Source organism: Longimicrobium sp., assembly GCF_036387355.1.
Taxonomy (GTDB): domain Bacteria; phylum Gemmatimonadota; class Gemmatimonadetes; order Longimicrobiales; family Longimicrobiaceae; genus Longimicrobium.
This window is the reverse complement of record NZ_DASVTX010000106.1, coordinates 1-5,836: the sequence shown is the minus strand read 5'-3', so window position 1 is coordinate 5,836 and position 5,836 is coordinate 1. Positions and strand designations below refer to the sequence as shown.

At 71.9% G+C, this 5,836-nt stretch carries 4 protein-coding genes; 2 read left to right on the top strand and 2 right to left on the bottom strand.

The genetic code is table 11. The annotated features are described in order from the left end of the window. Positions 1 to 130: 130 nt before the first annotated feature. The gene (locus VF665_RS04930; protein WP_331052301.1) at positions 131 to 2,887 is read left to right on the top strand and encodes an IPT/TIG domain-containing protein; all 2,757 of its coding nucleotides are present in this window, start codon (positions 131 to 133) and stop codon (positions 2,885 to 2,887) included. A 2-nt stretch (positions 2,888 to 2,889) separates the two neighbouring features. Then, positions 2,890 to 3,372 carry a hypothetical protein gene (locus tag VF665_RS04925; RefSeq protein ID WP_331052300.1) on the top strand — a complete coding sequence of 161 codons (483 nt, stop codon included), beginning with the start codon at positions 2,890 to 2,892 and terminating at the stop codon, positions 3,370 to 3,372. 88 nt (positions 3,373 to 3,460) lie between these two features. Here the strand turns inward: VF665_RS04925 and VF665_RS04920 are convergent, their stop codons facing one another. Both VF665_RS04920 and VF665_RS04915 read right to left on the bottom strand, forming a co-directional pair. Next, a complete protein-coding gene (locus VF665_RS04920; protein WP_331052299.1) occupies positions 3,461 to 4,657 on the bottom strand; it encodes an FAD-binding oxidoreductase in 1,197 nt (398 codons plus the stop codon). Between the two features lie 33 nt (positions 4,658 to 4,690). Further along, the coding region (locus tag VF665_RS04915; protein ID WP_331052298.1) for a sensor domain-containing diguanylate cyclase at positions 4,691 to 5,836 on the bottom strand (1,146 nt) is incomplete at its 5' end.

Here is a 5,836-nt window from a genome sequence, read left to right as displayed (position 1 = left end):
GCGCGCCGCGCGCGCCGCGCGCGTGAGCGGGAAAAGCAGAGAGATGAACGTTGCATCCTGGGCTGCTACGCGTTATCGTAGCGGTTCGGACTCCCCTTGCCTCACCCTACCTTCCGCCTTCCTGGTTCCCATGAAATCCTCCGTCTTCCGGCGGCCAGGCCAGCTGGCCGGCGCCGCCGCCCTGTTGTTCGCCGCGGCGTGCAGCGACAACGGGCCGACCGCCACCGCGACGCCCCCCCGCGTTCCCGACGGCCCGCTCCCCCGCACCACCATCGCGGCGCTGGAGTGCACCGCCTCGCCCGCAGCCGCGAGCGTGGAGTGCGTGGACGTCCCGCTCGCGGGCGTGGGATCGCCGGAGGGGCCGCACCGTGACCTGCGCACCCTGGGCGGGCAGGGCACCTACATTCGCCTGACCTCGTCGGGCGTGGCGTACAACACCGGCACGGGCGTGTTCAGCTTCAACACGACCGTGCAGAACCTGATCAACAACACGCTGGCGACGCAGGACGGCGCCACGCGCCACGACAACGGCGTCCAGGTGTTCTTTCACACCGGCCCCACCGTCACCGGCGGCACCGGAACGGCGTCGGTGCTCAACGCCACGGGAGAGGGCTCCTTTACCTCCGAGAACCAGCCCTACTTTCAGTACGGCGGCAAGATCGGCGGCACGGACATGGCTGAGCTGGGCGCCGACGGAATGCTCTCCACCGGCGAGGTGTCCAGCGCCAAGAACTGGCAGCTGAGCGTGCCCGGCACGGCCACGTCGGTGGCGTTCACCATGTACGTGAGCACGCAGACCGCGCCGGGGCCGGTGGTGAGCGCCGCGCCCCAGGTGACGGCCATTTCGCCCTCCACGCTGGTTCCCGGGCAGTCCGCCACCCTCACCGGCATCAACTTCAGCGCGACTCCGGCCAACAACGCGGTCACCATCGGCGGGCGCGCGGCCGCCGTGACCGCCGCGACCGCGGGGTCGCTCACCGTCACCGTGCCGTGCACGGCCTCGGGCTCCCGGGCGGTAAACGTAACCACGTCCGGAATGAAGGGCGCCGACTTCAACCACCCGCTGCAGGTGACGCAGCGCACGGTGGGAATTGGTGAAGCGCTGGTGCTCACCAGTTCGGCGGATTCGTACTGCAACGAGCTGCCGGCCACCAACGCGGCCAGCCGCTACATCGTGTCAGTGTTCAGCGCCAGCACGTCGCCCGCAAGCAACAGCCCCATGCAGTTTTCGGCGGACGGGGTGGGCGGAAGCCCGGCGCTCGAGGCGCTGCAGGCCGCTCCCCCGGCCGGCCCGGACCACGTGGTGGGCGGGCCCGTGCTTTCCATCAGCGACTACGGCGCGCTCGCGCAGCAGCAGATCGCCGACGCACGCCACGCGGACCTGCTGGAAAAGAACCGGGCGGCCTACCAGCAGGGCCAGGCGGAATTTCCCCGCGGACGCGTGCGGCCCGGGATGTCGGTGAACCGTGACGTGGTGTACGGCGATCCGCCGGCCACGCGCCAGTTCCGGGTCTCCAACATCTCCCCCCCGGCGGGACAGACGATCTGCAGCAGCTTCTACGTCGTGAACGCCACACGCGTGTACTACAACGGCAAGCTGGCGATCTACGAGGACGACGCCACCCCGGCCGGGCTGCGCGCCTCCGACAATGCATCCATGGCTGCGTACTATCAGCAGATCGGCGACCAGTTCAACGCCGACATGGAGCCAATCGTCCGCAACAACTTCGGCGATATCCTGCGCCGGGACGCGGTAACGGACAACAACGGGATCGAGATCGCCCTCTTCACCCCGCGCATCAACAACTCGTTCAGCGGGGTGGCGGGCTTCGTGGTGAGCTGTGACCAGTTCCCGAACAACGACACCACCACCACGCCGCGCGCCCCGGGAGGGCCTTACACCGGCCTCAACTCCGCGGGTGGTACGGCCAGCTTCGGCGCGTCCAACTTCGGCGAGTTCTTCTACGCGTACCAGCCCACCATCAACGGCGCGGGCTTCAACACGACGGGCACGCCCGATTACTGGTACCGCACCATCCGCAGCACCTTCATCCACGAGAGCAAGCACGTGGCCTCGCAGGCGGCCCGCGTAGCGAACAACGCGCCGGCCTATGAGGAGAGCTGGCTGGAGGAGGGCACCGCGCGCCACGCCGAAGAGATGTGGATGCGACAGGCAGTGGACAACCAGGGGTGGAAGAGCAACATCCCCTACGGCAGCGCGGCCAACCCCATCAACGTGTACTGCGACCTGCGCCCCACCGCGGCCGAGTGCATCGCGAACCCGCGTCGTCCGTCGGTGAACATGCTGCGCCATTTCCAGCCGATGTACACCGAAATGTTCGGCACGAACGCGCGCCTGCTGTCGCCGTTCGGGGCCACCAGCAGCGACACGCAGAATTTCTGGTACGCGATCTCCTGGTCGCTGGTGCGCTACTCGCTGGACCGCTACGGCTCTTCGGACGCGGCATTCCTGGGCGCTCTGACGCAGAGCACCACCTCTGGCGTGACCAACCTGGCGGGCCGGGCGGGCGTGCCGATCGACCGCCTCCTGGGCGGCTGGGCACTGTCGCTGGCCGCGGATGACCACCCGCTTCTGGCCGGACCCCCGAGCGCCGACATCCAGTTCCCGACGTGGAACCTGCGCAGCATCTACGCCGGGCTCAACACCGACCCGAACGCCAGCGGGTTCACCCTGGCCTACCCGCTGGTTCCGGCACAGTTCGCTTTCGGCAGCTTCACGCCCTCGGCGATCACCACGCTGCGCGGCGGCGGTGCATTGTGGTACGAGATCTCGGGGACGCAGACGGCGGCGCAGCTGCTGCGCCTCGAAACGGCGGGCGGGCTTCCGAGTTCGTCGCTGCGCATCGCCGTCACGCGCATTCAGTAAGCGTGAAAGCGGTCCTCCTCGTCCCCTGCGCCGTTGCCCTGCTTGGGTGCGCGCGGGGGGCTCCCGCCCCGAACGCCGGCCTTGGCCGCGTCCCCGCCGACTCGCTGCGCGGGATGGTGGCCGTCGTCGGCTCCGAGCCGGGAACGTGGGTGGTGCTGCAGACGGAGAGCGGCGCGCGCGCCACCACGCTGGCGGGAGCTTCCGGCCCGCTGCGTGGTGTGACGGGGTTCGAAGTGGTGGTGTGGGGCGCGGCCGAACGCCCCGGCGTCTTTCGCGTGGACCGGTTCGCGGTCCGCGCGGTGGACGGCCAGCCGGCGCTGGATGGAACCGTTCGCCGCGCCGGTTCCGGCTGGACGCTGCAGCCGGCGGACGGGCCCGCCGTTCCGCTCCCCAGCCTGCAGGACGTGCGGGAAGGCGCGCGCATCTGGCTGGTGCGCGCCCCGGACGGCCGGGTGACCGGCCACGGCGTCATTTCCGCGCCATAGCAGATCCGCTTCTCCGCTGGACGAAGAAAAGGCGGCGCCCCGTGGGATCGGGGGCGCCGCCTTCGTTTTGTTGATGGGGAGCCGCGGATCAGGGCACGGACGCCGCGGTCTCCGACGACTCGGCGCCGTGCCCGTGGATCACGTCCGCCAGCTCCGAGCGGCCCCGGACCGCCCACTGCGCCATGGCCCGCCCGCACAGCGCGCCCATGACGTTGCCGGTTCCGCTGTACCCGCCGGCCGCCCACACGCGGGGACGGACCTCTTCCAGCACCGGCATTCCGTCCGGCGTGTACCCCACCGGCGCCGCCCAGCGGTGCGTGATGGGCGCCTGCACGCCGATGCGCCCGCGCAGAAACGCTTCCAGCCGCTGCTGCACCGGGCCGCCCGGCGTGCTCTCCACCGTCCACTCCCCCGCCCCGCCCCCGTCGCGGAACCCGCCCAGGGCGATGCGCCCGTCCTCCAGCTGCTGCCAGTACTCGAACCCCCAGCGCGCGTACACCGGCCGGGGGACGCACACCTCGCCGGTCGGCGCCGTGGCCAGCATCTGCAGGCGCGCCGTCCGCACCCGGCCGCAGAGTTCGGGGAGCACCTGCTCCAGCCCCCCGTCCACCGCCACCAGCACGGCGCCGCACCGGATGCGGCCGCCGGGCGTGCGCACCTCGTTTCCCGCGATCCGCAGCGCGGGCGTGTGCTCGTACAGCCGCGCCCCCGCGTCCGCCGCGCGCCGGGCCAGCGTGCGGCACCGGCGCAGCGGCTGAAAGGCGCAGTCGGTGGGAATGAGCAGGCCGTCGCCCTCCGGCCCGGAGTACGCCTCGGCGGGAAGGCCGTGGGCGCGCATGGCGGCGAGCTGACGCGCGCAATCCAGCCGCTCCTCGTCGTCGTCCGCCACCCGCAGCGAGCCCGTACGGCGCACCGCCTCCGGCGATTCCGCGGCGATCCGGTCCACCTCGTCCATCGTGAGCCGGTACAGCTCCCACGCCCGCTCGCGCCCCAGCCTGCTCACCGCGTCGTGGTAGAAGTGGTACGTCCCGGCGAGCAGAAATCCGCCGTTGCGCCCCGCCGCTCCGCCCGCCACCGAGCCGGCGTCGATCCCCACCACGCTCACCCCCAGCCCCAGCAGTTCGCCCACGGCCGAGAGCCCCGACCCGCCCAGCCCCACGACGCACACGTCGGCCTTCACACTGTCCGCGAGCGGCGGAAGGGGGGTCCACGGCGCGTCGTTCCACACCGGCACGTTGGCGGGCGCGGGGGCGATCCGGAGGTTCGGGAGATGGAAGGTAGCCACGAGTACGGTAGAACGGGGGAGAAAGAACGGGGGTCAGCCGCGCGTGCCGGCTTCCTTTTCGGCGCGGGGGGCGGCGGCCACGCGGTTGCGGCCCAGCTCCTTGGCGCGGTACAGCGCGGCGTCGGCCTGGGCCAGCACTTCGCCGGGGGAGGTGGTGCAGTCCGGCACGCAGGCCACGCCCAGCGAGGCGGTGACGGAAAGGGGGCGGCCGTTCCAGTTCACGCTGCGCGACTCCAGCGCGCGGCGAATGCGCTCCGCCGCCTCCGTGGCCTGCCGCAGCGTGGTCTCGGGAAGCAGGACGACGAACTCCTCGCCGCCCAGCCGCGCGGGAAGGTCCACGTCGCGCACCGTCGCCTTCAGCAGGTCCGCCACGTGGCGCAGAACGCGGTCGCCCGCCTCGTGCCCCCACGTGTCGTTGAACTTCTTGAAGAAGTCCACGTCGATGGCGATCAGGCTGAACGGCCGCGCGTACCGGTCAAAGTAGCCGGAGAGCGCCGTGAGCCGCTGGTCGAACGCGCTGCGGTTGGGCAGCTCCGTCAGCGGATCGGTGGACGCGCGGTGGTCCAGCGCCTCGAACCGCCGCGCGCTCCGCATCGGCAGCGGCGCCACCGAGCAGAGGGAGTGCAGGATCTCTCGCTCCCGCTCGCCAAAGCGTCCCGGCTCCGGGTGCCACGCCGCCACCGCGCCGATGGCGCGCCCGTCCACCATCAGCGGCAGCACCACGGCGGAGCGCGGCGCGCGCTCCCACTTTTCGCCCGGGGCCAGCAGCGGCAGCTTGTCGCGCTCCCGCCGCAGGTCGGCGTACGCGAGGTCCACCCCGTGCTTTACGGCCAGCGCCACGCGCGACTCGCCCTCGCCGAACGCCTCCGCGGCCATGGGCATGGGGTCGCCGCTGGCGTGCAGCACCTTGCCGCGCCCGCTGTCGTCCGTCACCAGCATCACCGCCGCGCCCGCCGCCCCGGTGCCCTGGCGTACGACGGTGCACAGCTCGCCGGCGAACTTGCCCATCTCCAGCTCGCCGGGAAGCACCCGCACGGCGTCCGCCATGGCGCGCATCCCCGCCTCGGCGCGGTGGATGGACGAGCGGCCGCGCAGCAGCCCCAGCACCGTGGCCAGGTGCTGCCCGCCGCGGACGGCGGCGCTCTCCGCGCCTGGAGGCACCATTCCCGGATACGCCAG

Bases quoted from the DNA above. Each gene is read 5' to 3' on its own strand.
- VF665_RS04930 (WP_331052301.1), top strand. From the start codon at position 131: ATGAAATCCTCCGTCTTCCGGCGGCCAGGCCAGCTGGCCGGCGCCGCC.